This is a genomic window from Curtobacterium flaccumfaciens (assembly GCF_013359815.1).
In the GTDB taxonomy this organism is placed as follows: Bacteria; Actinomycetota; Actinomycetes; order Actinomycetales; family Microbacteriaceae; genus Curtobacterium; species Curtobacterium flaccumfaciens.
The window spans coordinates 46,227-71,277 of record NZ_JABMCF010000036.1 but is presented as its reverse complement, the minus strand read 5'-3'; the positions used below and the strand labels follow the sequence as shown (position 1 = coordinate 71,277).

19 protein-coding genes are annotated in these 25,051 nt (G+C 71.6%); 8 read left to right on the top strand and 11 right to left on the bottom strand.

Features of this window, described 5'->3' with window-relative positions:
- Positions 1 to 7: 7 nt before the first annotated feature.
- Genes rfbB through HP445_RS08445 form a run of 4 tightly spaced genes read right to left on the bottom strand, consistent with a single transcriptional unit; the run spans position 8 to position 5,094 of the window.
- Entirely contained in the window at positions 8 to 994 is a 987-nt protein-coding gene (gene rfbB, locus HP445_RS08460) for a dTDP-glucose 4,6-dehydratase (RefSeq protein WP_071406432.1), read from the bottom strand.
- On the bottom strand, positions 991 to 2,607 hold the full coding sequence (locus tag HP445_RS08455; protein ID WP_128780641.1) for a glycosyltransferase family 39 protein: 1,617 nt from the start codon (positions 2,605 to 2,607) through the stop codon (positions 991 to 993). The genes rfbB and HP445_RS08455 overlap by 4 nt, the downstream gene beginning before the upstream one ends.
- Positions 2,604 to 4,163, bottom strand: coding sequence for an ArnT family glycosyltransferase (locus HP445_RS08450; RefSeq protein WP_128780642.1), 1,560 nt, complete (start codon positions 4,161 to 4,163; stop codon positions 2,604 to 2,606). The genes HP445_RS08455 and HP445_RS08450 overlap by 4 nt, the downstream gene beginning before the upstream one ends.
- The gene (locus tag HP445_RS08445) at positions 4,153 to 5,094 is read right to left on the bottom strand and encodes a glycosyltransferase family 2 protein (protein WP_071406435.1); all 942 of its coding nucleotides are present in this window, start codon (positions 5,092 to 5,094) and stop codon (positions 4,153 to 4,155) included. Before HP445_RS08445 ends, HP445_RS08450 begins: the two co-directional genes overlap by 11 nt.
- 98 nt (positions 5,095 to 5,192) lie before the next feature.
- Between HP445_RS08445 and HP445_RS08440 the strand changes: the two genes are divergently transcribed.
- The 3 genes from HP445_RS08440 to HP445_RS19150 all read left to right on the top strand — a co-directional run bounded on the left by HP445_RS08440 (position 5,193) and on the right by HP445_RS19150 (position 8,532).
- Positions 5,193 to 5,801 (top strand): dTDP-4-dehydrorhamnose 3,5-epimerase family protein, encoded by a 609-nt coding sequence (locus tag HP445_RS08440; RefSeq protein WP_128780643.1) that lies wholly within the window; start codon positions 5,193 to 5,195, stop codon positions 5,799 to 5,801.
- A 14-nt stretch (positions 5,802 to 5,815) separates the two neighbouring features.
- Positions 5,816 to 6,679: a glucose-1-phosphate thymidylyltransferase RfbA gene (gene rfbA / locus HP445_RS08435; protein WP_111029470.1), complete on the top strand. Its 864-nt coding sequence runs from the start codon at positions 5,816 to 5,818 to the stop codon at positions 6,677 to 6,679.
- A 122-nt stretch (positions 6,680 to 6,801) separates the two neighbouring features.
- Positions 6,802 to 8,532 (top strand): glycosyltransferase, encoded by a 1,731-nt coding sequence (locus tag HP445_RS19150; RefSeq protein ID WP_128780644.1) that lies wholly within the window; start codon positions 6,802 to 6,804, stop codon positions 8,530 to 8,532.
- A gap of 45 nt (positions 8,533 to 8,577) precedes the next feature.
- Here the strand turns inward: HP445_RS19150 and HP445_RS08425 are convergent, their stop codons facing one another.
- The 5 genes from HP445_RS08425 to HP445_RS08405 all read right to left on the bottom strand — a co-directional run bounded on the left by HP445_RS08425 (position 8,578) and on the right by HP445_RS08405 (position 13,902).
- Positions 8,578 to 9,432, bottom strand: a complete 855-nt coding sequence (locus HP445_RS08425; protein ID WP_128780645.1) for a glycosyltransferase family 2 protein — start codon at positions 9,430 to 9,432, stop codon at positions 8,578 to 8,580.
- On the bottom strand, positions 9,429 to 10,598 hold the full coding sequence (locus HP445_RS08420; protein WP_241660413.1) for a glycosyltransferase family 4 protein: 1,170 nt from the start codon (positions 10,596 to 10,598) through the stop codon (positions 9,429 to 9,431). The genes HP445_RS08425 and HP445_RS08420 overlap by 4 nt, the downstream gene beginning before the upstream one ends.
- A 74-nt stretch (positions 10,599 to 10,672) precedes the next feature.
- On the bottom strand, positions 10,673 to 11,728 hold the full coding sequence (locus HP445_RS08415) for a glycosyltransferase family 2 protein (RefSeq protein ID WP_128780647.1): 1,056 nt from the start codon (positions 11,726 to 11,728) through the stop codon (positions 10,673 to 10,675).
- A 38-nt stretch (positions 11,729 to 11,766) separates the two neighbouring features.
- Positions 11,767 to 12,996, bottom strand: a complete 1,230-nt coding sequence (locus HP445_RS08410) for an ABC transporter ATP-binding protein (RefSeq protein WP_128780648.1) — start codon at positions 12,994 to 12,996, stop codon at positions 11,767 to 11,769.
- A 3-nt stretch (positions 12,997 to 12,999) separates the two neighbouring features.
- Positions 13,000 to 13,902 carry an ABC transporter permease gene (locus HP445_RS08405; RefSeq protein WP_111022341.1) on the bottom strand — a complete coding sequence of 301 codons (903 nt, stop codon included), beginning with the start codon at positions 13,900 to 13,902 and terminating at the stop codon, positions 13,000 to 13,002.
- Positions 13,903 to 14,091: 189 nt separating this feature from the next.
- Here HP445_RS08405 and HP445_RS08400 point away from each other — a divergent pair, with 189 nt between their 5' ends.
- Entirely contained in the window at positions 14,092 to 14,700 is a 609-nt protein-coding gene (locus HP445_RS08400; protein WP_128780649.1) for a hypothetical protein, read from the top strand.
- Positions 14,700 to 17,285: a hypothetical protein gene (locus HP445_RS08395; protein ID WP_128780650.1), complete on the top strand. Its 2,586-nt coding sequence runs from the start codon at positions 14,700 to 14,702 to the stop codon at positions 17,283 to 17,285. Before HP445_RS08400 ends, HP445_RS08395 begins: the two co-directional genes overlap by 1 nt.
- 99 nt (positions 17,286 to 17,384) lie before the next feature.
- Here the strand turns inward: HP445_RS08395 and HP445_RS08390 are convergent, their stop codons facing one another.
- Positions 17,385 to 18,671, bottom strand: coding sequence for a glycosyltransferase family protein (locus HP445_RS08390; protein ID WP_128780651.1), 1,287 nt, complete (start codon positions 18,669 to 18,671; stop codon positions 17,385 to 17,387).
- Between the two features lie 138 nt (positions 18,672 to 18,809).
- On the opposite strand from HP445_RS08390, the gene HP445_RS08385 reads away from it, so the two are divergent.
- Positions 18,810 to 21,296 carry a glycosyltransferase gene (locus tag HP445_RS08385; protein WP_128780652.1) on the top strand — a complete coding sequence of 829 codons (2,487 nt, stop codon included), beginning with the start codon at positions 18,810 to 18,812 and terminating at the stop codon, positions 21,294 to 21,296.
- Complete coding sequence (locus tag HP445_RS08380; protein ID WP_111031898.1) at positions 21,293 to 22,039, top strand: polyprenol monophosphomannose synthase; 747 nt, start codon at positions 21,293 to 21,295, stop codon at positions 22,037 to 22,039. Before HP445_RS08385 ends, HP445_RS08380 begins: the two co-directional genes overlap by 4 nt.
- A gap of 257 nt (positions 22,040 to 22,296) precedes the next feature.
- Here the strand turns inward: HP445_RS08380 and HP445_RS08375 are convergent, their stop codons facing one another.
- A complete protein-coding gene (locus HP445_RS08375; protein WP_128780653.1) occupies positions 22,297 to 23,583 on the bottom strand; it encodes an O-antigen ligase family protein in 1,287 nt (428 codons plus the stop codon).
- Positions 23,584 to 23,690: 107 nt separating this feature from the next.
- Between HP445_RS08375 and HP445_RS08370 the strand changes: the two genes are divergently transcribed.
- Positions 23,691 to 25,043 (top strand): hypothetical protein, encoded by a 1,353-nt coding sequence (locus HP445_RS08370; protein WP_128780654.1) that lies wholly within the window; start codon positions 23,691 to 23,693, stop codon positions 25,041 to 25,043.
- The last annotated feature ends 8 nt before the right edge of the window (positions 25,044 to 25,051 follow it).

The following is a 25,051-nucleotide window of genomic DNA, read 5'->3' as shown; positions in this document are numbered from 1 at the left end:
TGCCGGTTCAGCTCAGGGCCGCACGCTGCTTGAGCGGCTCCCACCAGGCGCGGTTGTCGCGGTACCACTGCACGACGTCGGCCAGACCCTGCTCGAACGGCACGAGTGGCTCGTAGCCGAGCTCGGCCTGGATCTTCGAGATGTCGACCGAGTAGCGCAGGTCGTGGCCGAGACGGTCGGCGACGCGGTCGACGTACGACCAGTCCTTGCCGGTCGCGTCGAGCAGCAGCTGCGTGAGCTCCTTGTTGGTCAGCTCGGTGCCGCCGCCGATGTTGTAGATCTCGCCGGCGCGGCCACGGGTCAGGACCATCGCGATGCCACGGGTGTGGTCGTCGACGTGCAGCCAGTCGCGGATGTTGTTGCCCTCGCCGTACAGCGGCACGTGCACGTCGTCGATGAGGTTGGTGACGAAGAGCGGGATGACCTTCTCGGGGAAGTGGTACGGCCCGTAGTTGTTCGAGCAGCGCGTGATCGAGAGGTTCAGCCCGTGCGTGCGGTGGTAGCTGCGGGCGAGCAGGTCGCTGCCGGCCTTCGACGCCGAGTACGGCGAGTTCGGCTCGAGCGGGCGCTCCTCGTCCCACGAGCCCTCGCTGATGGAGCCGTAGACCTCGTCGGTGGAGACGTGCACGAAGCGCTCGGTGCCGTGGCGGAGGGCGGCGTCGAGCAGACGCTGGGTGCCCACGACGTTGGTCTCGACGAAGATGCCGGAGTCACGGACCGAGCGGTCGACGTGGGACTCGGCGGCGAAGTGCACGATGGCGTCGACGGTCGGGACGACCTCGTCGAGCTTCGCGGCGTCGCGGATGTCGCCGTGCACGAAGGTGTAGCGGGGGGAGTCGGCGACCGGGGCGAGGTTCGCTTCGTTGCCGGAGTAGGTCAGTGCGTCGTAGACGACGACCTCGGCGCCCTCGAGGCCGGGGTACGCGTCCTCCAGCGTGCGGCGGACGAAGTTCGAGCCGATGAAGCCGGCTCCTCCGGTGACGAGGATCTTCACGAGTTCTCTTTCCTGACGGTCGGTTCGTGGGTCGGCGGCGATTCTAGCGGGCCGCTGGTGGGGTCGGCGGGCTCGGCGGCGTCGGCGTCGGCGGGCTCGGCGGTGGTGGCGGGTGCTCCCGGCTCGGCGACGGTGCGCCACACCAGGACGACGGTCGCGACGGCGGCGGCCGCGAACACGATGGCGACCAGCAGGATCGCGAACGGCCCGGTGACCGCGCCGCCGGCCATCGCGGAGATGCCGCCGGGCGTGATGCGGAACTGCGTGTTCTCCCACCCGCCGCGGTAGGTCAGGCCGATGCCGTACGCGCCGATCGCGAGCGAACCGACGACCGCCAGCCGGGCCAGGCGTCGGCGGAGCTCCGGACGGACGACGAGGGCGTGCCACGCGACCGCCTGTGCGAGCACGAGCGCGACGACCGCGACGAACAGGAACCGGCCCTGCAGCCCGTTGCCCTGGTGCGTGCCGAGGTAGTTCCGCCAGTTGTAGGCGAGGGTGGCGACGAGGACGACCGTCGGCCAGACGAGCAGGATCGTGGTCACCCGGCGACCCGGAGCCCGGCGGGCGTACGACCACGCGATGACGGCCAGTCCGACGACGGCGAGCGTGTCGATGACCATCGCCGGCAACGGCCACTGGTTCGCACCGAGTGCGCCGAAGAACGAGGCGGTCAGTCCGTCCCACTGGCGCCCGGCGAACGCCCCGGGGTTCGCACCGCCCGCCGGGTACGGCTGCACGGTCGTGACGGCGCGCAGGGCGTCGGGCAGGAGCGTCCCGCTCACGAGCAGCGTCCGCACCCACCACCAGCCGGACACGGCGACGGCAGCGAGGACGACCACGCCGGCGTGCAGGCCCCGGCGGCCCCACGTCCGGCCCGGTGCCAGGGCGGACACGAGGACGACGAACGGGATCGCCAGGAGCCCCAGCGCGCTCAGGGCCGCCAGTCCGGTGACGGCGACGGCGAGCCCGGCGGTGGTCCACCACGAACGGTCGCCGGTCAGCACGCGTGCGCTCAGCCAGACGAGCACGGCGCCGAGCAGGACGACCGGTGCCCACACCGTGACGCCGGAGGTGACCTGCGCCAGCTGCGGGACGGCGAAGAGCAGGACCGGGGCGACGAGTGCCGTGCGGGGCGAGCGGGTCACCCGACGGACCGTCGCCCAGACCAGGACCGGCAGCGCGGTGACGAGCAGCACGTCGAACACGCGGAGCACGAGCACCGACGTCGCCCAGTCGTGGGAGCCGAACCGGATGACGCGCAGGATCCCGGCGGCCACCAACCAGTACGTCGGCGGGTTCTGGGACATCGGGTCGATCGCGGGGGAGTCCCCGGGCACGGCCGCCAGCAGCGCGTCGACCGTGGGGCGGTCGACGGCCGGCGCCGGGTGCTCGACGATCTGGCGCACGGCGGCGAGGTAGTGCATCTCGCCGCCGTGCGGCCAGCCGAGTCCGAGCGCGAGGCGGAACGCGGCGTCGACGTGCGCGGGCTCGTCGGGTGTCCCGAAGGCCGGGGTGACCAGGGCGAAGGTCAGCAGGAACGCGAGCCAGGCCAGCGTCACGGTGCCGAGCAGGACCCACTCGTGCCGGCCGACGAGCGGTCGCGGGGCGCTCACGCGGGCACCTCCGGACGGCGCATGAACCGGACGAGCAGCACGGCGGTGACGGTCAGTGCGACCGCGGCGACGGCGACGAGGGTGAAGTTCGTGCCGGCGGGGACCATGCCGTAGCGGTCGAACCGGCCGACCGCGAACTCGTCGACCCAGAAGGCGGCGTCGCGCCCGAAGGCCCGCAGCGCGTAGACGACGCCGTACAGCGCGATGGCCATCGCCGCGATCGACATCCCGACGGCGAGCCGGGTGGTGCCGGCTGCCGTCACGGTGACCCGGCGCCAGGCGAGGGCGCTCAGGGCGATCAGGGCGATGAGCGTCGGGTAGTAGTAGCGCCCCTGGGTGCCGGCGACGATGGTGCTCCGGACGTACCCGCCCCACCCGCTCTGCAGGTGCAGGGCGATGAGGATCACGGGGAACGACGCCAGCACGATCGCCGGGCGGAGCGACGGACCGCGGCGGAAGCCCCAGACGACGATGCCGACGAGCGACGCGATGGTCAGCCCGTCGATCAGGACCTGGGCGAGCTGGAACTGGGTGAGACCACCGACGCTGCCCCAGAAGGTCCGGGTGACGCCGTTCCAGTAGTCGCGGAGGAACACCTCGGGGCTGGCCGCGGTGCCGGCCGGGAACGGCATCGGCGGACGTGCGCCGGCCATGCCGTCCGGCTGGATGTCGCGGTACACGAGGATGTTCCGGAGCCACCACCAGCCGCCGACGACGGCGGCGAGCCCCAGGGTCCACAGCGTCCGGAGCGCGTTCCGCCAGACGGTCGCCCGGGTGCAGCCGGCGGCCATCACGGCGATGCCCACGAACGGGATCGCGGGGAGCGCGGTGCCCTTGACGAGCAGCATCGCGCCGAGCAGCAGCCCGATCCAGATGGTCGTGCGGACCCGCAGGTCGCCGGTGAGCAGTCGCACCACGAAGTACACGAGCGCCCCGGCCAAGGGCAGCATGAGCGCGTCGTTCGTGACCGAGGTGCCGATCGAGGCGACCTCGGGCAGGGCGAACACCGCGGCACCGCCGACCAGGGCGGCCCGTGGTGACCGCGTCAGCCGACGCACGGTCGCCCACGCCAGGAACGGCAGCGGCAGGACGAGCAGGGCGTCGAACAGTCGCAGCACCATGACGGCGAGGTCCCAGCGGAGGTCCTCGAAGTGCACCAGCTGCAGGACCCCGGCGGCCAGGGCGTAGTACGTGGCGGGATGCTGCGACATCTGGTCGATGCTCGTCGGGTGCACGCCCGGGAACTCGCGGAGCAGCTCGCCCCACGTCTGGTTCACGTCGGTCGACTGCCGCATGTTGCTGATCTGGGTGTCGTGCACCGCGTTGAGGTAGTGCATCGCGCCGGGCGCTGGCCAGCCGTCACCGATCGCCAGGTGCAGCACGGCGTCGACGTGGGTCGGCTCGTCCGGGGCCTTGTACGTCGTGGTGACGACGGCCCAGACCGCGAGGACGGCGGCGAAGGCCACCGTCAATGCGATCACGAGGATGCGCTCGCGCCGCCCGACCGTGGGTCGGACGTCGGAGCGCGACACGGCCGGGGCCGTCTCAGTCGCCATACCGCTGCAGTTTCTGCAGGTCGAGCTGCTCCTCGGCCAGCGTGCGGTTGAGGCGGGTGAGGTCGGCCACGACGCCGATGACTATGGAGAGGAGCGCCGTGATGAGCAGGACGACACCGAGGATGATCGACTGCAGGTGGTTGCCGCCGGTCTGCATCGCCAGGAGCACCAGGTAGCGGATGAGCGGCCAGAGTCCGAGCGCACCGAGCACCGCGGCGACCCAGAGGAACAGGGCCATCGGCCGGTACATCAGGTAGACGCGGGCGATCGCCGAGCCGGACTCGAACATGTGCTGGAAGATGTTGTTGAAGAGCCGCGACTCGCGGGTCTTCGGGTTCGTCGTGATCGGCACCGACGCGATCGCCAGGCGCTTGTAGCCGGCCTGCACGATGGTCTCCATGCAGTAGCTGAAGCGCGTCACGATGTTCAGGCGGATGAGCGAGTACTTCGAGTACGCGCGGAACCCGCTGGCCGCGTCGGGCAGGTCGAGCCCGGCAGCGCGGCTGGCGACCCACGAGCCGAAGCGCTGCATGACCTTCTTGAAGCCGGAGAAGTGCTCGATGGTGCGCGTCTGCCGGTCGCCGATGACGATCTCGGCTTCCTTCCGGAGGATCGGCTGCACGAGCTCGGCGATCTGTGCCTGCGGGTACTGGTTGTCCCCGTCGGTGTTCACGACGATGTCCGCACCGTGCAGCAGCGCGTAGTCGACGCCGTCACGGAACGAGCGGGCGAGGCCCATGTTCGTCGTGTGGTGCACGAAGTGCTTGACGCCGTGCTCCTTGGCGACCTCGACGGTGCGGTCGGTGCTGCCGTCGTTGATCACCAGGATCTCGATCTCGTCGATGCCGTCGATCTCCCGCGGGATGGAGTCGATGACGCTGGCGAGGGTGTTCTCCTCGTTGAGGCAGGGGATCTGGACGAATAGCTTCACGGGCTCGCTTGGTCTCGTTTCGGGAGTCGCAGCGCGCGGGGCGCGGGGCACAGAACCAGGACAGCCTATGCGAACTCACGGCTTGCTAGGCTTCCCCGGTGCAGATCCGCGAACTGAAGATCCCTGGCGCGTGGGAGTTCACGCCCGTCCAGCACGGCGACGCACGAGGAGCATTCCTCGAGGCGTACCGCGCCGACGTGGTCGAGGAGACCGTCGGTCACCCGCTCGACCTCCGCCAGGTGAACATGTCGATCTCCGCGGCCGGTGTCGCCCGCGGGATCCACTACGCCCTCGTGGCACCGAGCCAGGCCAAGTACGTCACCGCCGTGCGCGGGGCGTTCATCGACTACATCGTCGACATCCGCGTCGGGTCCCCGACGTTCGGCCAGTGGGACTCCGTCCGGATCGACGACGTCGACCGCAAGGCCGTCTACCTGTCCGAGGGGCTCGGCCACGCGATCGTCGCGCTCGAGGACCAGTCGACCGTGAACTACCTGGTCAGCGCGCACTACAACCCCGAGCGCGAGAAGGGGATCACGATCCTCGACCCGACGGTCGGGCTCGACCTGCCCGAGGGCCTCGGCGAGCTGGTGCTCTCCGAGAAGGACACCAGCGCCCCCACCCTCGAGGAAGCCGCGGCACAGGGCCTGCTGCCGACGTACGAGGAGTGCGTCGCGTACACCGAGTCGCTCCGGACGAAGAAGTAAGGGACGGGACACCGATGAAGGGCATCATCCTCGCCGGCGGTTCCGGCACGCGCCTCTGGCCGATCACCAAGGGCATCAGCAAGCAGCTCATGCCGATCTACGACAAGCCGATGGTCTACTACCCCCTGTCGACCCTGATGATGGCGGGCGTCCGCGAGGTCCTCGTCATCACGACGCCGGAGTACAACGACCAGTTCCGGGCCCTGCTCGGTGACGGCTCGGCGCTCGGCATGGAGATCCAGTACGCCGTGCAGCCGTCCCCGGACGGTCTGGCGCAGGCCTTCGTCATCGGCGAGGAGTTCATCGGCGACGACAGCGTCGCCCTCGTCCTCGGCGACAACATCTTCCACGGCACCGGCCTCGGCACGAACCTCCGGAAGAACACCGACGTCCAGGGTGCGACGATCTTCGCGTACCACGTGGCCGACCCGAAGGCGTACGGCGTCGTGGAGTTCGACGACGACTTCACCGCCGTCTCCATCGAGGAGAAGCCGGCCGAGCCGAAGTCGAACTACGCCGTCCCCGGCCTGTACTTCTACGACAACAAGGTCATCGAGATCGCGAAGACGATCGAGCCGAGCGCCCGTGGCGAGCTCGAGATCTCCACGGTCAACGAGCGCTACCTCGAGGCCGGCGAGCTCGGCGTCCAGGTCCTCGACCGCGGCACCGCGTGGCTCGACACCGGCACGTTCGAGTCGATGATGCAGGCGTCGGAGTACGTGAAGGTCATCGAGGACCGTCAGGGCTTCAAGATCGGCTGCATCGAGGAGATCGCCTGGCGGAACGGCTGGATCGACGACGCGCAGCTCGCCGAGCTCGCCGCGCCGCTGGTCAAGGGCGGCTACGGCGTCTACCTGCAGCGACTCCTCGGCGTCTAGCTCCGCACGTGACCCCCACCCCCGGTTGGTTCGGTCGACGCCGCCGTCCGGATGCGACGGCCTCCGGCCACCCCGGCCAGGAGGCCCGTCCCGCGTCCGCGACGGCGGCGTCCGTCGTTCCCGTGACCGGGTTCCCGGACCCGCTGCCGTGGCTTGACCACGACGTCACGGTGCTCGTCACGACCCGTTCGGACCGGCACGCCGAGGTCGCCCGACTCCTGTCGGTCGCCCGTGACGCCTTCGGCCGCGGGGTCGACGTCCGCGCCGTGAGCTACGTCGCGGATGCCTCGCCGGTCGACCCGTTCGGCCGTCGCCTGCCGTGGGTCCGACCGGAACCCGTCGACGGCCTCGGCTCGGCGATCAACGCCGGTGTCGCAGCTGGTGTGGGCCGGACGCTCGTGGTGGTCGACACCTCGGTGTCGGTCGACGTGCCGGCGCTGCATGCCCTCGCAGCGGCGGGCTCGGTCGCGCAGGCCCGGGTCCGGATGCCGGACGGCACGCTCCGCTCCGGTGCCCGGCTGCTGCGCCCCGGCGCCCTGCCGTGGTCGGACGACCGCGCCGACACCGTGACCAGCGTCGACACCGTCTTCGCGGCGGACCAGCCGGTGCTCTCGGTGCCGGGGGCGGCGCTGGTGCCGGCACCGTGCCTCCCGGACGAACGCATGACCCTGACGGCCTGGAGCCGCGCAGTCGCCGATGCCCACGGCGGACCGGTGCGCGTCGTCGGCGAGGCGACCCGCTCGGTCGAGGCCGGCCGCACGGTCGACGCCGCGACCGTCGACGCGTTCGCCACCTGGCGCGACCGCGCGTCCGACGGTGACGGTGTCGTCGCCGGACCGCCGCTGCCGCCCTGGGGTGCCCGGCCGGTGGCCCCGGCCGCGCGGGTGACCGGCGGTGACGCCGAACACCTCGTCTGGTCGCTCAAGATCGCTGCGCCCGCCGGGCCGGAGGGCGACGGCTGGGGCGACGTGCACTTCGCCGCCGAGCTCGCCGGGGCACTCGAGCGGCTGGGGCAGCGCGTCCGCGTCGACCGACGCGACGCCCACGTGCGGGACGACGATGCCTCGGACGACGTCACGCTGGTGATCCGGGGCCTCGACCGGGTGCCGCCGAACCCGGCGTCGGTGAACCTGCTCTGGGTGATCAGCCACCCCGACGACGTCGCCGACACCGAACTGCGGTCGTTCGACGCGGCCTTCGCGGCCGGACCGGTGTGGGCAGCCGCAGCCGCTGCGCGTGCGGGCGTGCCGGTCCGGACCCTGCTGCAGGCGACCGAGCCGGCGGTGTTCCGCCCGGGCGCGCGCACGGCGACGAGCCCCGATGCCGACCGCGTGGTGTTCGTCGGCTCGACTCGCGGTGCCGCGCGACCCATCGTGTCCGACGCGGTCGCGCTCGGTGCCGATCTGCGCGTGCACGGTCCGGGCTGGGACGAGGTCGTCCCCGCGGAGTCGCTCGGCGAACCTTCGCTGACCCGGGCCGAGGTCGCGGCGGCCTACGCCTCGGCGCGTGTGGTGCTCAACGACCACTGGCCCGACATGGCCGCCGGGGGCTTCGTGTCGAACCGGGTGTTCGACGTGCTGGCGTCCGGGGGAGTCGTCGTGACCGACCCGGTGGCCGGGCTGTCCGACGTGCTGGACGTCCCAACGCTCGCGGTCGCGGGCTCCCGTGACGGGCTGGCCGACCTGCTCGAACAGGCGCACGCGTGGCCGTCGGCTGCCGAGCGGGCCGCCGTGGCCGAGCGCATCGCCGCCGAGCACTCCTTCGACGCCCGCGCTGCCGTGCTGCTGGCGGCGGCCCGCGCCGAGCGCACGCGCCGACGCCGCCGGAACCAGGTTTCGGACACCGCACCGTGAAGATCCGTGGTGCTGTGTCCGGAACCTGGTTCCCGCGAGCGGGAGCTACTTCCGCGTGACCCAGCGTGCGCGGAGCGAGAGGCCCGCGTGCAGCACGACGCGCAGGGGCCAGAGCCACCACGCCCGGTACTTCCGCGACAGGAACCGGTAGGCGCTCCGGTGGTGCTCGATCTCCATCCGGCGCCGGTTGGACGACGTCGAGTGGGCTCCGGTGTGGGTGACGACCGCCGAGGGGACGTACACGTTCGCCCGACCCGACCGACCGACGCGCTGCCCGAGGTCGACGTCCTCGAAGTACATGAAGTACGACTCGTCGAACCCGTCGAGTTCGCGGAAGAGCGACGTCCGGATGAGGAAGCACGCGCCGGAGAGCCAGCCGGCCTCGCGCTCGACGACCTTCGTGGTGGACCAGTACCGCTGGCTCCACGGGTTCGCCGGCCAGAACCGCGAGAACGCCGCGTGGCCGAGGCCGGTCCGGAGCGAGGGGAGCTGCCGGGCGGACGGGTAGGTCTCGCCCTGGTCGTCGAGGATCCGGGGCCCGAACGACCCACCGGACGGCAACCGGTCCGCGGCGGCCACGAGTTCGTCGATCGAGCCCTCACCGAGCACGACGTCGGGGTTCGTGACGAGCAGGAACTCCGGGCGGACGTCCGGCAGCACGTCGTCGAGGGCGCTCAGGGCCGCGTCGATCCCACCGCCGTAGCCGCGGTTGCCGCCGGAGGACACCACGACGGCGCCGTAGGACTCACCGATCGCCCGGAGTGCGTCGATGTCGGCCGAACCGTTGTCCGCGATGATGACGGCGACCGGGTCCTTCGAGGCACCGGCGACGCTCGCCAGGAACGGCCGGATGGTCTCGCCGGTGTTGTAGGTGACCGTCAGCACCGCGACCCGGATCACCGGGCACCTCCGGCGACGGACTCGTAGGCCTCGACGTGCACGGCGGCGGTGGCGTCCCAGGTGAACGCGGAGGCCCGCGTCAGCGCCGCCGCACGGTGCGAGGCCACGAGCGCGGGATCGTCCAGCAGTGCCGTCATCGCGGACGCCAGCGCGGTCGCGTCGGGCTCGCTGTAGACGGCCGCGTCACCGCCGACCTCGGGCAGCGACAGCCGCCGGGTGGTCAGGACGCACGCGCCGGAGGCCATGGCCTCGACCACGGGCAGCCCGAAGCCCTCGCCGAGGGACGGGTAGACGACGAACTCGGCACCGCCGAGGAACCCGGCGAGGTCCTCGAGCGGCAGGTAGCCGGCCTCGATGACGTGGTCGGTGGGCTGCAGGGCGTCGAGCCGCGCGACGGCCGACTCGTCCCAGCCGCGGGCCCCGGACAGCACGAGCCACGGGGTCTCCGCACCCGGGTGACCGTCCGACCCGGCAACCGCACGCGCGGCGCGCACCGAGGCGTACGCGTCGAGCAGCGCCGTGACGTTCTTCCGCGGTTCGATGGTGCCGAGGAACGCGATCCACGGGGCGCCCTCGGGCAGGGTGGCGGCGATCCGGGCGTCCTCGACCGCGGCGACGTCGGGCTCGTGGAACACCGTGCGGTCGACGCCGAGCGGTGCGACCCGGACGTCAGCGCGGATGCCCCGCACGACCCGGGCGGCCTCGGTCGCGGTCGCGGCGCTCGGCACGATGACGACGGGTCGGGTGCGCAGGGACCGGCGGCTCCACCAGGTGAAGAAGGTGCGCTTCAGGCGCGAGTGCCACTCGGGGTTCGAGAAGAACGTGGCGTCGTGCAGCGTGACGACGGACCCGCCGCGCCAGCCGAACGGGAACGTGTAGTGCGGGGAGTGCAGCACCTGCGCCCCGAGCCGACGGCCGAGCGCCGGCAGCCCGGTCTGCTCCCACAGGAACCGCAGCGGCACCGAGTCGGTCCAGCCCGGCGCGGTGTGCACGGTCGCGTGCGGCGCGACGGCGGCGAAGTGCGGAGCGTGCACGGGGCGGACGACCAGGTGGACGTCGAGCGACGGGTCGGTCAGGTGCGACACGACCCCCTCGACGTAGCGTCCGACGCCGCCGAGCGCCTGCGGTACCGCGGTCCCGTCGACGAGGACGGTGAGCTGCGGCACGCGTGGTTCCTTCCGGGCGGGGACGTCGTGGCCGGGGCCGTCGACGGGGGAGTGTCCAGGATAGCCCGCTGCACTCATGCGCCCGGGTCCACGCTGCGGCGCGGGACGGACGCGCGCCGGGTCTCGCGCAGCCGGCGCGCGAGGTGGACCGGCAGGGTCCCCGCGACGTCCGCGAACGCCGTCAGGACGAGCCGCGCCTCCCGGCGGGTGCGACCGGAGGCCAGCCCGCGCAGGCCGCGCACCAGGGTGCGGACGCTCGCCCGCACGACGGTCGGCCACGGGGCGTGCCAGAGCGCGACGACGATGCGGTTGCGCGCGTTCCGGAAGACGAACAGGTCGCTCTGCACGCCGGACGACGCCGAGTGGTCGTGCTCGACGACCGCGTCCGCCGCGTGCTCGACGCGCCATCCGCGGCGGCGCAGCCGCCAGGCGAGCTCGGTGTCCTCGTAGTACATGAACAGGGACTCGTCGAGCAGGCCGACGTCGTCCAGCGCCGATCGGCGGAGCGCGGACGCGCCGCCGGAGAACCCGAAGACGTCGACGTCGGCGACCCGGTCGACGGGCGCGAACCAGTCGCGGTCCATCCCGTTGCCGTCGCGGTCGACACGGACGCCGGTCGAGTTGAGCCGGACCTCGCCGTCCGCCGACGGCGTCCAGCGACGGCCGTCGTGGTCGCGCAGCACGCGCTGGCCGGGGGCGGGCTCCACCCCGGCCGGGAGGCCCGTCCAGCGTCCGGCGAGCACGATCCGGCCCGTCACGGCGGCGACCTCGGGCCCGGCGTGCGCCAGGTGGTCGCGGAGCGCCGCGACGAAGCCCGGTGCGGGCACGGCGTCGTTGTTCAGGAGCACGACGACGTCGGCGTCCGTGTGCCGGATGCCGGTGTTGGCACCGGCCGCGAAGCCGCCGTTGTCGTCGCGTGCGATGACGGTGGCGTCCGGCAGGGCACGGCGGAGCACCGCGACGGAGTCGTCGGACGACCCGTTGTCGACGACGATGACGTCGTCGGCCGTGCCCTCGTCGAGCACGGCGCGGACGGCCGCGGTGGTCAGGTCGGCGCGGTTCCAGTTGACGACGACGACCGCGGTGCGGAGCGTGCCGTCGGTCCGGGGCGCGGAGTCACCACGGGGCATGCCGTCGGCGCGGGTCCCGGTGTCGCCGTCGTCCGGGGTCAGTCGAGCTCCTCGATCGAGGGTTCGGCGTAGACCGTGCCCACGGCGTGCTCGAACCCGGGGACCTCGAACGAGTCGCACTCCGGCATGTCGTGCAGGTGGCGCCCGGCCGAGTCCATCATCGACACGTTGATGAAGTACTTGCCGGTGCCGAACGCGGTGTCGGCGATCCGCAGGCGGAGCTTCCGGCGACCGTGCAGCGGCTGCAGTTCGAGGCCCATGATGCCGGTGGTGGTGCCGTAGACGACCTGGCCACCGGCGTTGTTGATCTGGACCGCGGCCTCCCAGTCGGCGATGCCGTCCAGGTGCTCGAACTCCATGTCCACGACGAGGTCGTCGCCCGGCATGACGTCCGCGCGGGGCTCCTTGCCGTCGACGCGCACGCTCGCGCCGATGACCTTGCCCCGGCCGACGGCGACGTCGGTGCTGAGCTCGCCCTGCCGGCGTTCCTCGAGCACCTCGCGGAACATGCTCACGGCCTGGACGGGGTCACCGTCGTGCAGCACCTTGCCCTTGTTGAGCAGGACGACGCGGTCGCACATCTCCTGCACCTGGCTGAGGGAGTGCGTGACGATGATGATCGTCTTGCCGGCCTCCTGGAAGGTGCGGATGCGGTCGAGGCACTTGCGCTGGAAGGCCTCGTCACCGACGGCCAGCACCTCGTCGACGAGCAGGACGTCGGGGTCGGTGTGCACGGCGACGGCGAACGCGAGCCGCACGTACATGCCCGATGAGTAGAACTTCACCTGGGTGTCGATGAAGTCCCCGATGCCCGAGAACGCCAGGATGTCGTCGAACTTCTCGTCGGTCTGCTTGCGGCTGAGGCCGAGCAGGCTCGCGTTGAGGTAGACGTTCTCGCGGCCGGACAGGTCGGGGTGGAACCCCGCGCCGAGCTCGAGCAGGGCGGCGAGGCGACCGCGGCGGGACACCGTGCCGGAGGTCGGCTGGATGATGCCGCCGATGGCCTTGAGCAGGGTCGACTTGCCGGAGCCGTTCTGGCCGATGAGCCCGACGGTCGAGCCGGCCTGGATCGACACCGTGACGTCGTCGAGGGCCCAGAAGTCCTGGCGGTGCTTCCGCCCGGCGCGGCCGAGGGTGACGATGCGCTCGCGCAGGGTGTTGTCCTTGCGGACCGTGAAGCGCTTGCGGACGTGGTCGATGACGATGACGTCGGGACGCTCGGCGGTCTCGCCGGCGGTCGTCGGGGCGACGGGGGTGCTGATGGCCATGGTCTAGAGCTCCTGCGCGAAGTTGCCCTGCAGGCGGGAGAAGATCCGCTGCGCACCGATGAGGCAGAGGAGACCGATCACGAACGCGATCCCCAGCCGCAGCATCAGGTGGTCGGGGTACGTGACGTCGGCCGGGTCGTGCAGCCAGATCGCGTTCTGCAGGCCGAGCACCGACAGGGTCAGCGGGTTGTTCGTGTAGAGGGTGAGGAGCCAGTCGGCGTTCACGGTGGCGACCACCCGCGAGTACGAGTAGACGATCGGCGAGGCCCAGAGCAGGACCATCAGGCCGACGTCGATGACGAACTGCACGTCGCGCAGGTACACGTTGAGCGCGGACAGCACCAGGCCGATGGCGGCGCCGTAGACCAGGATCACCGCGAGCGAGGGGATCAGGTAGACCAGACCCTCGTGCCACGGGAAGACGCCGATGACGACCGTCGCGGCCAGCAGGATCGCGAACTGGATGGTGAAGTTCACCAGGGCCGCGCCCACGCTGGCGAGCGGGAAGACCTCGCGCGGGACGTAGACCTTCTTGATCAGCCCGGAGTTGCCGACGATCGAGCCGGTCGACCCGGCGACGATCTCGCTGAAGAGCGTGTAGGCGGTCAGGCCGGTGAAGACGTAGATCGCGAAGTTGTCGATGCCGTTGGCGGCGCCGAGGACCTTGCCGATGACGAAGTAGTAGATGAGCAGCTGTGTCAGCGGGCGCACGAGCGTCCACACGAACCCGAGTGCCGAGTCCTTGTACCGGGCCTTCAGGTCACGTCGGACGAGCATGCCGAGCATCTCGCGCTGCCGGAAGACGTCGCGCAGCTCACGGAAGGTCCCGCGGAAGGCGCTCGTCGGAGCGCCGATCACGACGAGGGGTTCCTTCGCGAGCGCGGTCATGCGGGCTTGGTCGACCATACGTCTCTTCGTTCGTGGGGGCAGGACCGGAACAGCATACTCACCGGGCCCGCGGGACGGGGTTGGGCGACGGTCGTCGTGCACCCCGAGTGGGGGTGATTCCGGCCGATCCAACCCTCAACCTTCACTTTCGAGTTACCGTTGTTGCAACCCGGACCCTTGTCAACATCCACAGGACGGCCCGTCAGCATGCTCCTCGCATCCAGGCCGATCGCTGCGTTCGCGGTGGTCGGTGCACTCAGTCTCCTCTTGGCCGGTTGTTCCGGTGGTGGCGACGACGCCACCCCGTCGCCGTCCGCGTCCGTCTCGCGCACCCCGAGTGCGACCCCGACCGACGACGACTCGGCGACCTCGGCCCCCACCGACGCGGCCTCGACGCCGACCGACGGTGGGTCCGACGACGGTGACGGCGACGATGTCGGCGCCTCCGACGACGACACCCCCGGTGCGTTCCCGGGCAGCGGCGCGACGAACCAGCCGGACACCGACCCGTCGGAGTACCCGGCCACGTCCGTCGTCACGTTCGCCGGCTGGGACACCGGCTCGAAGACCCTCCAGGCCGGTGGCTTGGTCTCCGGTACGACCGACACGAGCGGGAAGTGCACCTTCACCGCGACGAAGGACGGCGTCACGCGCACCGCCACGAGCACCGCGCAGGCGAGTGCCTCGTCGGTGAACTGCGCGCAGGTGTCGTTCCCCGCGGCGAAGGTGTCGAGCGGCACCTGGTCCGTCACCCTGACCTACGCCGTCGGCTCCGCGTCGACGACGTCCGACCCCCTGACCGCCGAGGTCCCGTGATGCGCACCCCCCGCACCCCCCGCACCCCCCGCACCACCCGTTCCGCCCGAGCAGCCCGCTCCCGTCGTTCCCTCCGGAGCTCCCTCGCCCTGGTGGCGGCCTTCGCCGTCGCGGTGAGCGGCCTGACCTTCGGCACGGTGCTCGCGGAGCAGACCACGACCCAGTCGGCCTCGGCCGCGGTCGCCTCGGACTTCGACCCGGGCAACATCATCAGCGACGCGAACTTCTACAACGGCTCGGCGATGAACGCCGCCGCCGTGCAGTCGTTCCTGACGAGCGTCGCGCCGAACTGCCGGAAGTCGTCGAGCGGCCCCGCCTGCCTCAAGGACTTCTCGCAGAAGATGAGCTCGATCGGCGCCGTCTCCGGCCGGTGCGCGGCCATCGCGGGTGGCACCAAGTCGGCCGCGACGATGATCGCCCAGGTCGGTGCCGCGTGCGGCATCAGCCAGAAGGTGCTCCTCGTGCTCCTGCAGAAGGAGCAGGGCATCGTCACGACGTCCTCGCCGACGTCCTACATGTACCTGCACGCCACCGGCTTCGCGTGCCCGGACACCGCCCCGTGCGACCCGGCGTACTTCGGCTTCGGCCAGCAGGTCTACGCAGCGGCCCTGCAGTTCAAGCGGTACCAGGCGTCGCCGACCTCGTGGGCGTACCAGGCGGGCCGGACGAACTCGATCCTGCTCAACCCGAACGCGGCCTGCGGTCGGAAGTCCGTCTACATCCAGAACCAGGCCACCGCGAGCCTGTACATCTACACCCCGTACACCCCGAACGCCGCGGCCATGTCGAACCTCTACGGTTCCGGTGACAGCTGCTCCGCCTACGGCAACCGCAACTTCTGGCGCATGTACACCGACTGGTTCGGTGCTGCGGCCGGCGGCGGCAACCCCTACGGCGACGTCGACTCCGTGACCGCGACCTCCACCTCGTCGATCACGGTCACCGGCTGGGCGGCCGACCCGGACACCACCAACGCCCTGCGCGTCGCGTTCTACGTCGACGGCACCGGCGCGAAGACCGTCACGGCGGACACGACCCGGAGCGACCTCGCCGGCACCCTCGGCGCGAACAACACCCGGCACGGGTTCTCGGCCGAACTGACCGGGCTGAGCCTCGGCAAGCACTCCGTCTGCAGCTACGCCATCAACCAGGGTCGCGGGGCGAACACCCTGCTCGGCTGCTACACCCGCACCATCACGAGCGCGGCGCCCAAGGGCGTCCTCGACTCGGTGACCGGCGGCGTCGGCACGATCTCGGCCACCGGGTGGGTCCTCGACCCCGACTCGTCCAAGCCCGGCTCGTGGAAGATCCTCGTCGACGGCGTGAGCAAGGCGACCGGCACGGCGGACAAGACCCGCACCGACGTGGCGAAGGTCTACCCGGGCGTCGGCAGCACCCTCGGCTTCTCGAAGACGATCGGCGGCATCAGCGCGGGCTCGCGCGCGGTGACGCTGTACGTGATGGACAAGCCCGGCACGAAGTACGTGAAGGTCGCGTCGAAGTCGGTCGTCGTGGACGCCCCGACCACCGGCAAGACCGGCAAGACCGGTGCCGTGCGCGGGTCGTACGACTCCGTCACCGGCGGCGTCGGCACGGCCACCGTGCGCGGCTGGGCGATCGACCCGGACGTGTGGGACCCGGTCAAGTACAAGATCCACGTCGACGGCGTGAGCACGAACAGCGGGGTCGCGGACGCCACCCGCACCGACGTCGAGGCGACGCACCCCACGTGGGGCTCCGACGTCGGCCTGACGCTCCGGCTCACCGGCCTGAAGGCGGGCAAGCACACCGTGCGCGTCTACTTCCAGGACCTGCAGGGCGGCAAGTACGTCAGCTTCGGCACCAAGTCCGTGACCGTGACCGCCGCGTCGACCGCCGAACCCGATGCGTCGGGGACGACCGGCAAGACGGGCAAGACCGGCTCGGTCAAGGGTGCGTTCGAGTCCGTGGTCGGTGGCGTGAACAGCGCCACGGTGCGCGGCTGGGCGATCGACCCCGACGTCTGGGACCCCGTCGCCTACAAGATCCACGTCGACGGTGTCGCCATCGCCCCCGGGACCGCGAACGCGAAGCGGACCGACGTCGAGGCCGTGCACCCCGCGTGGGGCTCCGACGTCGGCCTCTCGCTGAAGATCCCCGGGCTGACCGCCGGCACGCACACCGTGCGCGTGTACTTCCGGGAGCTGCCGAGCGGCACGTACAAGAGCTTCGGCACGAAGAGCGTGACGGTCACCGACCCGCCGACCACCGGCAAGACGGGCAAGACCGGCTCGGTCAAGGGCCTGTACGAGTCCGTCACCGGCGGCACGGGCACCATCACCGTGGCCGGCTGGGCGATCGACCCGGACGTCTGGGACCCGGTCAAGTACAAGATCCACCTGGACGGCGTCGCCGTCTCGCCGGGCACCGTCAACGCGACCCGCACCGACGTGCAGGCCGTGCACCCGGACTGGGGTCCGGACGTCGGGCTGTCGCGGAAGCTCACCGGGGTGAAGAAGGGCACGCACACCGTGCGCGTCTACTTCCAGGACCTGCCGAGCGGCACCTACAAGAGCTTCGGCACGAAGACCGTCACCGTGCAGTAGACGGTCACCGTGCAGTAGACGGTCACCACACGACGGACGGGAGGCCCGGTACCAGCTGGTACCGGGCCTCCCGTCCGTCGTGGGTCGCGTCGACCGCCGTCAGCGGCGCGCGCGCCGCGCCATCAGGCCCACGCCGTGCAGCAGCCGGTACTCGGGGGAGCGCGTGAGGCCCTCGAAGCGGGCCGCGATCTGGTCGCGCTCCGCCTCGGCCAGGCGGCGGGCGGTGTCGTACGCGCCGACCTTCTGCTCCGACGCGACCAGGCGAGCGTTGATGTCGTGCACGCCGGCCAGGTGCACGTCGCGGTCGTGCTCGGTCTGCCGGAGCGTCTCGCGCTGGGCGGTGGCCCACCGCAGGAACGCGCCACGCTCGCCGCTCCGGCCCGAGGCGGCGGCGACGGCGGCGTCGAGCGACGGACCGACCTGTTCGGCGCGGCTGCGGAACGAGTGCCGCTCGACCACGACGGCGCGGAGCCGGGCGACCAGGGCGGTGCGCTCGTCGCGGGGCATCGCGAGCACGCGCTCGAGCGAGTCGGCGTCGTCGAACACCGGCACGTCGGACAGGCCGAGCTCGTCGAGCCCGAGCGCGCAGTCGGTGACGGGCAGTGCACCGGACGCGAGCGACTCGTACAGGCGGGAGTTCAGGGTGCCGTACTCGGCGGCCGGCTCGATGACGTCGTCGACCACGAAACCGGCGGCGCGGTAGACCTCGGGCAGGGCGAAGTAGGACACGGCCGGGCGGAGCTCGACGCCCGCGGAGGCCTCGACGTGGTCGACGTTCGCGGCGAACCAGACGATCGGTTCGGCCGGGGCGACCTCGGCGAGGACGTCCTGCACCCGGCGGCGGACGCCCCAGAAGTTGACGGTGGTCACGGCGCGGTCCGTGCGCTCGCGCGGTGCGGGGGCGTCGGTCGTGAACAGCTCGGTGTCGACGCCGATCGGCACCACCTCGACGGGGCCGGAGTAGGCCGCGGCGATCGCGTCGCGGGCGGTCCCGGACGAGGTCCAGACCGCGTCGAACTCGTCGAGGTACGGCAGGGCGGCCCACTTGGCGGTCCAGTTCCGCACCCACGCCACCAGGGCGGTGCCGGCGGGGACGTACCCGGGCACGAAGGACTCGATCATGCTGACCACGACGGCGGTGTCGGCGGGGAGCTCCTCGCCCCAGCGCTCGAGCGGCCACATCGCGACGCCCCAGCCCTCGGCCCGGAGCGCCCGCGCCAGCCCGAGCGCGACGAACAGGTCGCCCTTGCCCTCGGACGGATCGGCGGTCGACACCGCGAAGCGGATCGTGCCGCGGGGGCCCTCGGCGTGCTCGTCAGCCGCGAGGGCCGCGTAGTCCTCGCGGAGGGGAGAGGACATGGGGGTGCTCGGGATCACTGCGGTCACGCACGCCATTCTGCACGAATCCGCAGCGGCAGCAGGGAGTCCCTGGGCGCGCCTTGTAGGGTGTCATCGGCCCGCGGCACCCCGTCGGCCGACCCATCGACCCGCGCCCGGTGCGCGGCAGCTGCTGGAGGAACTCGCGTGACAGAGCGCAAGCCGGGAGTCGTGTCCGTCATCCTCGTGAACTACAAGGGCACGGACGACACCCTGACGAGCATCGCGGAACTCCGCAAGCAGGACTGGCCGCAGGACAAGCTCGAGGTGATCGTCGTCGAGAACGGTTCGGGCCCCGAGCACCTCGGGCGTCTCAAGGCCTCGAGCCTCGACTTCACCCTGATCGACGCGGGCGCGAACCTCGGGTTCACCGGTGGGTGCAACCTCGGCGTCGAGAAGTCCTCCGGCGAGGTCGTGGCGTTCCTCAACAACGACGCCCGCCCGGACACCGGCTGGGTGCGCGAGGCGATGGCCACCTTCGCCTCCGGTGCCGACATCGGCGCCGTCGCCTCGAAGGTCCTCGACTGGGAAGGCGTCAACGTCGACTTCACCGAGGCCGCGATGACCTGGTACGGCATGGGCTACAAGCCCTTCGCCGGGTCGCCGGACACCGGCCGGTGGGAGAGCGAGACCGACGTCCTGTTCGGCACCGGCGCCGCGATGTTCATCCGCGCCGAGCTCTTCGAGCAGCTCGACGGCTTCGACGACCGCTACTTCATGTTCTACGAGGACGTCGACCTCGGCTGGCGGCTCAACCTGCTCGGCTGGCGCTTCCGGTACCAGCCGAAGTCGGTCGCGTTCCACAAGCACCACGCGTCGATGAACAAGTTCGGCGACTTCCGCGAGACCTACCTGCTCGAGCGGAACGCACTGTTCACGCTCTACAAGAACCTCGGTGACGAGCAGCTCGCCGCGGCACTGCCCGGTTCCCTGGCACTCGCCGTCCGCCGTGCCGTGGGCCGCGGGGAGCTCGACTCCACCGAGCTCGACCTGCGCAACCCCGGCGACGACAGCGTCCCGACGATCCCGGTGCCGAAGACGAGCATGGCGGGCATCTACGGCGTCGACCAGTTCGTCGAGCAGCTGCCGTCGATGACCGAGTCCCGCCGCCAGATCCAGGCGACCCGCGTCCGGTCGGACCGTGAACTCCTCCGCCTGTTCGGCAACCGCGACGAGCCCGCGTACCCGATCGAGAACTACCTGGCCGGCTACGACAAGATCGTGCACTCCCTCGGCGTGCTCGAGGTCGGTACCCGTCGCCGCGTCCTCATCATCACGGGCGACTCGATCGGCGCCAAGATGGCCGGTCCGGCGATCCGTGCCACGCAGATGGCCAAGCAGCTGGCGTCCGAGCACGACGTCCGCGTGGTCAGCCTGACCCGCTCGTCGCCGATCGACCCGTCGTACGAGGTCGTCACGGTCCCGCACCGGCACCCGCGCCAGATGGTCGAGCACGAGGGCTGGGCCGACGTCATCATCGTGCAGGGTCACGCGCTCCGGCTGTTCCCGGTGCTCGAGTCGACCAGCAAGATCCTGGTCGTCGACGTCTACGACCCGCTGCACCTCGAGCAGCTGGAACAGGGCCGCAGCGACGACGTCGACAAGTGGAACCGCCAGATCCTCGACGCCTCGGACACGCTGAACCACCAGCTCGAGCTCGGTGACTACTTCATCTGCGCCTCCGAGCGCCAGCGGATGTTCTGGCTCGGGCAGCTCGCCGGCTCCGGCCGCGTGAACGCCCGCACCTACTCGCGCGACGCCGACCTGCGCTCGCTCATCGGCGTCGTGCCGTTCGGCCTGTCCTCGACGCCGCCGGTCCACGACCAGCAGCGCGTCAAGGGCGTCGTGCCGGGCATCGGCAAGACCGACAAGCTCGTCGTCTGGGGTGGTGGGATCTACGACTGGTTCGACCCGATCACCCTGGTCCGCTCGATCGCCCAGCTCGCCGAGCGCCGCCCGTCGGTGAAGCTCTTCTTCATGGGCGTGCAGCACCCGAACCCCGACGTCCCCGAGATGGACATCGTCGCGAAGGTCCGCGCTGAGGCCGACGCCCTCGGTCTCACCGGCAAGCACGTGTTCTTCAACGACCAGTGGATCCCGTACGAGGAGCGCGGCGCCTACCTGCTCGAGGCCGACGCCGGCGTCTCGACGCACTACGAGCACCTCGAGACCACCTTCTCGTTCCGGACCCGCATCCTCGACTACCTGTGGGCACGCCTGCCGATCGTCACGACGGCCGGCGACTCGTTCGGTGACCTCGTCGCAGAAGAGAAGCTCGGCATCGCGGTGCACGAGCAGGACATCGACGGCCTGGCCACCGCGCTCGAGACGGCGCTCTTCGACAAGAAGGCCCGCACGGAGTTCATCGGCAACGTCGACCGCGTGCGCGAGCAGTTCACGTGGGAGAACGTCCTCGCCCCGCTCGTCGAGTTCTGCCGGAACCCGATCCGCGCTGCGGACAAGTCGGTGCGCGACACCGCGTCATCGATCGAGCCGCACAAGATGCGCGTCCGCGTCCCGGAGCGCAAGAAGCTCTCCGGCGTCCGCTACGACCTCGGCCGTGCCGTGCACTACCTGCGCACCGAGGGCCCCCGGAGCGTCGCCGGCAAGGTGAAGCGGCGCCTGAACCGGTGACCCCGGGGGAGACCACCGCCCTCGTCATCGTCCCGACGTACGACGAGGCGGAGAACATCCGTGCGATCACCGCCGCCGTGCTGGCGGCGGTGCCCGGTGCCCACGTGCTCGTCGTCGACGACGGCAGCCCGGACGGCACCGGGGACATCGTGCGGTCCCTGGCGGCCGCGGACGACCGTGTGCACCTGCTGCAGCGCTCCGGCAAGCTCGGGCTCGGCACGGCGTACGTCGCCGGGTTCCGGTGGGGTCTGGAGCGCGGGTACCCGCTGCTGGTCGAGATGGACGCCGACGGCTCGCACCCGGCCGACCGGTTGCCGGCCCTGGTCGACGCCGTGACCGCGTCCGACGACGTCCTGCTCGCCATCGGGTCCCGCTGGGTCCCCGGTGGGTCGGTCGTCGACTGGCCGCTCCGGCGCCAGGCGCTCAGCCGCGGGGCCAACACCTACGCCCGCCTGGTGCTCGGGCTCGACGTGCGGGACATCACCGCCGGCTACCGCGTGTACCGCTCGTCGGCGATCGCGCGGATGGACCTCGGGTCGGTGGACTCGAAGGGGTACTGCTTCCAGGTGGACATGACGCTGCGCGTGGACGCCCTCGGCGGCCGCATCGTCGAGGTGCCCATCCGCTTCCGTGACCGCGTGCACGGCGTCTCCAAGATGAGCCGGTCCATCGTCCTCGAGGCGATGCTCCGCGTCACCCAGTGGGGCGTGCAGCGCCGCCTCGGTCGCCGCACGCGCCCGTAGGGCGCTCGCTCGCTCGCTTCGTGAGCAGCAACGGTCGGGTCGCCTCCGCGGAGGCGACCGTTCCTGCTCACGAAGCGCGCGCCCGGAACGCTGGGCGCGACGGCCTGGAGGCGCGGTGCGGGGCCGCCACGGGCCTCCCGTCCGGAGGCGGGTCGCGCCGTACCGCCGCTTCGTGAGCAGCAACGGTCGGGTCGCCTCCGCGGAGGCGACCATTCCTGCTCACGAAGCGCCACGGCGCACGGCGCGAAACGCCCGCGCTACACGCGCGGCAGGTGTCGGCGCCACGAGCGGCGCCGCGCGGCGATCACGAGGACCGTCACGAAGAACATCAGCCCCGCGCCGTGCAGCAGGTAGCTCTCCGCCGTGCTGGTGACGGCGAGCAGCACGAGCACGGCGGCCGGCCACACGTACGCCACCCCGGGGAACGTCGTCGCCGTCACCCAGGCGCGCGCGAAGGCGAGCAACGCGGTGATGCCGAGGATGAGCGTGCCCGCGAACCCGATCTGCAGCCAGGCGTCCACGAAGGCGTTCAGGCCCGAGGTGAACCGGACGCCGGCAGGGTCGATGAGCGTGACGTAGGGCACGACGGGCTCGGTCGGCCACGTGCCCACCCAGCCCCAGCCCTGGATCGGGTAGCGCTCCACCAGGACCCGGATCTGCGACCACAGGTCCGTCCGGGTGGCCGTGCCGCCGGCCGCCCCGATCTCGGCGAGCAGACGGTGCCGGGCGAGCACCCCGACGGCGAGCGTCAGCAGGACGACCGCGCCGAGGACGCCGTTGACCACCGGTCTGGTCGCCGGTCGTGCGTGCCGGAGTGACCAGAGCGCCAGTGCGGTGACGGCGAGCGCGATCATCGCGAGCCCGGTGATGGGGGACTGCACGAGCATCAGGGCGATCACGGCGAGTGAGGTCGAGGCGATCGCGCGCCAGACCGTGACCGACCGGGTGAGGAACTCGACCACGAAGGTGACCAGGGCCATCGCGGCGATGAAGCCCATGAAGTTGCGGGTGCCGCCGATGCCCTGGATCGGGCCGCCGTACGCGATGTCGCCGCGGATGCCGAACGCCGGGAACGGGACGTCGAGGACCAGGCCGGACAGGACCTCGAGTCCGAGGGCCGTCACGAGCAGGATCCGGAAGGCGTCGCCCGAGGCCCGGATCACCTGCACCAGGTCGCGGCCGAGGGCCAGGTACAGCCCGAGGCCGATGAAGCACACGGTCTGCACCAGTCCGCGGAGCGCCACCCAGGAGTACTCGCTCCAGAGCACGCTCAACGCGCAGTAGCCGACGAAGGCCAGCAGCGAGAGGGGGAGGACCCCGTGCCACTCGATCCGGTAGCGCTGGCCGAGCAGGCTCAGCCCCGCGAGCACGAACAGCGTCACGAGCACCGCCCAGGTCCCCGCCCGGCCGACCAGGGCCTCGACGGTGGGCTGGCCGAACCCGAACAGCACGATGACCGTCGCGAGCGCCTGGCTGAACCGTCCACCGGCCGAGAAGCCGATCCAGGCGGAGAGGTACCGGCGCCCGAGCACCTGTCTGCTCACCCGGCCGTCCGTCACGCGTCCATCTTGGCGCACGACCTTGTGACGAGCACACCGCATCGCGGTGTGGCTGTATCGACGATGCGTGATGACCGAACTATCCTCACCGGATGGACCTCGCGCGCAGGGTCGCCGGCGTCCCCCTCGTCGCGGTCGTCGTCGGCCTGCTCACGACCGCCCTGGCCTGGTACCGGCTCGGCCCGGTGCCGCGGAACACCGTCTGGGCCGAGGACGGCGGCGTGTTCCTGCGCGAACGGATCGCGATGGGTCCCGTCGACACCCTGCTGCACCCCTACGCCGGGTACGTGCACCTGCTGCCGCGCCTCATCGTCGACCTCGGGTACGCGCTGCCGCCCGAGCGGTACGCGCAGGTGGTGGCGCTCGCCGCGTGCACGGCCGTCGGCGGGGTCTGCGCCCTGGTGTTCGTGCTGTCCCGTGACGTCGTCCGCCCCTGGCCGTTGCGGCTGGTGCTCGCCGCCGTCCCCGTCGTCCTGCCGCTCGCCCCGTACGAGATCAGCGGCAACGCGGCGAACCTGCACTGGTTCCTGCTCGTCCTGGTGCCGTGGGTCTTCGCGTGGCGTGCTCGGTCGTGGTGGGCGGCCGGAGCACTCGCCGTGGTCGCGGGTGCAGCGGTCCTCACCGAACCGCTCACCGCCCTGTTCGCGCCCCTGCTGCTCCTCGCCTGGACGCCGCGTGGCCGTGCGCCCGGACCGGCCGGCCGGTGGACCGCGCTGCCGGTCACGCTCGTCGTGGTCGTCGCCCTGGCGGTGCAGGGCATCACGACCCTGACGAGCCCGCGGGCCCTCGCCACGGGGTCGCCAGCGGTGCGCGACGTGCTCGCGGGGTACCTGCTGCGTCCCGTGGCGGGCGCCTGGGACCCGGACCTCGGCGCGGTCCTGACGGCGGTGGTCGAGCACGGCTGGGCGGTGGTCGTGGTGCCCGCAGCCCTGCTGCTCGTCGTCCTGGTGGCGGCCGTCGTGGTCGGGCCGGCGCGCACCCGGTGGATGGTCGCAGCCCTCGCCGTCGGCTCCGTCGCGGTGTGGTGGGTGGCCCTGCTCGCCAACGGCGGCGACGGCATCCACTGGTCGGCGCCGGTCGCCGCGATGGCCGCCGTGCCGCCGCAGCGCTACGCCGCGGCCGCCGGCCTGCTGCTGGTGAGCGCCGCGGTGGTCGCCGCCGCCACGCTCGTGGACGCCCGCAGCTGGTCGCGTGCTGCCGGACGGACGGGAGGCCCTGGTCGCCTCGTCGGCGCGCTGGCCGGTTGGTGCGTGGTCACCGCCGTCGTCGCGTCGGCGGTCCTGCACGTCGCGCCGACCGACACGCGGCGGAGCGGCGGCCCGGTGTGGGCAGGGCAGCTGCCGGCGGCGGTGGCGGCGTGCGACGCGGACCCGACGCTCGAGGTCGCCCGGGTGAAGTCGAACCCGTGGTCGTCCCCGGTGTCGTGCTCGTGGCTGTCGCGCTGAGGGAGCGT

Coding starts and splice junctions, on each gene's coding strand:
- HP445_RS08450 (WP_128780642.1), bottom strand. CDS start 4,163: ATGGCGACTGAGACGGCCCCGGCCGTGTCGCGCTCCGACGTCCGACCC.
- rfbA (WP_111029470.1), top strand. CDS start 5,816: ATGAAGGGCATCATCCTCGCCGGCGGTTCCGGCACGCGCCTCTGGCCG.
- HP445_RS08415 (WP_128780647.1), bottom strand. CDS start 11,728: ATGCCCCGTGGTGACTCCGCGCCCCGGACCGACGGCACGCTCCGCACC.
- HP445_RS08410 (WP_128780648.1), bottom strand. CDS start 12,996: ATGGCCATCAGCACCCCCGTCGCCCCGACGACCGCCGGCGAGACCGCC.
- HP445_RS08405 (WP_111022341.1), bottom strand. CDS start 13,902: ATGGTCGACCAAGCCCGCATGACCGCGCTCGCGAAGGAACCCCTCGTC.
- HP445_RS08400 (WP_128780649.1), top strand. CDS start 14,092: ATGCTCCTCGCATCCAGGCCGATCGCTGCGTTCGCGGTGGTCGGTGCA.
- HP445_RS08395 (WP_128780650.1), top strand. CDS start 14,700: ATGCGCACCCCCCGCACCCCCCGCACCCCCCGCACCACCCGTTCCGCC.
- HP445_RS08370 (WP_128780654.1), top strand. CDS start 23,691: ATGGACCTCGCGCGCAGGGTCGCCGGCGTCCCCCTCGTCGCGGTCGTC.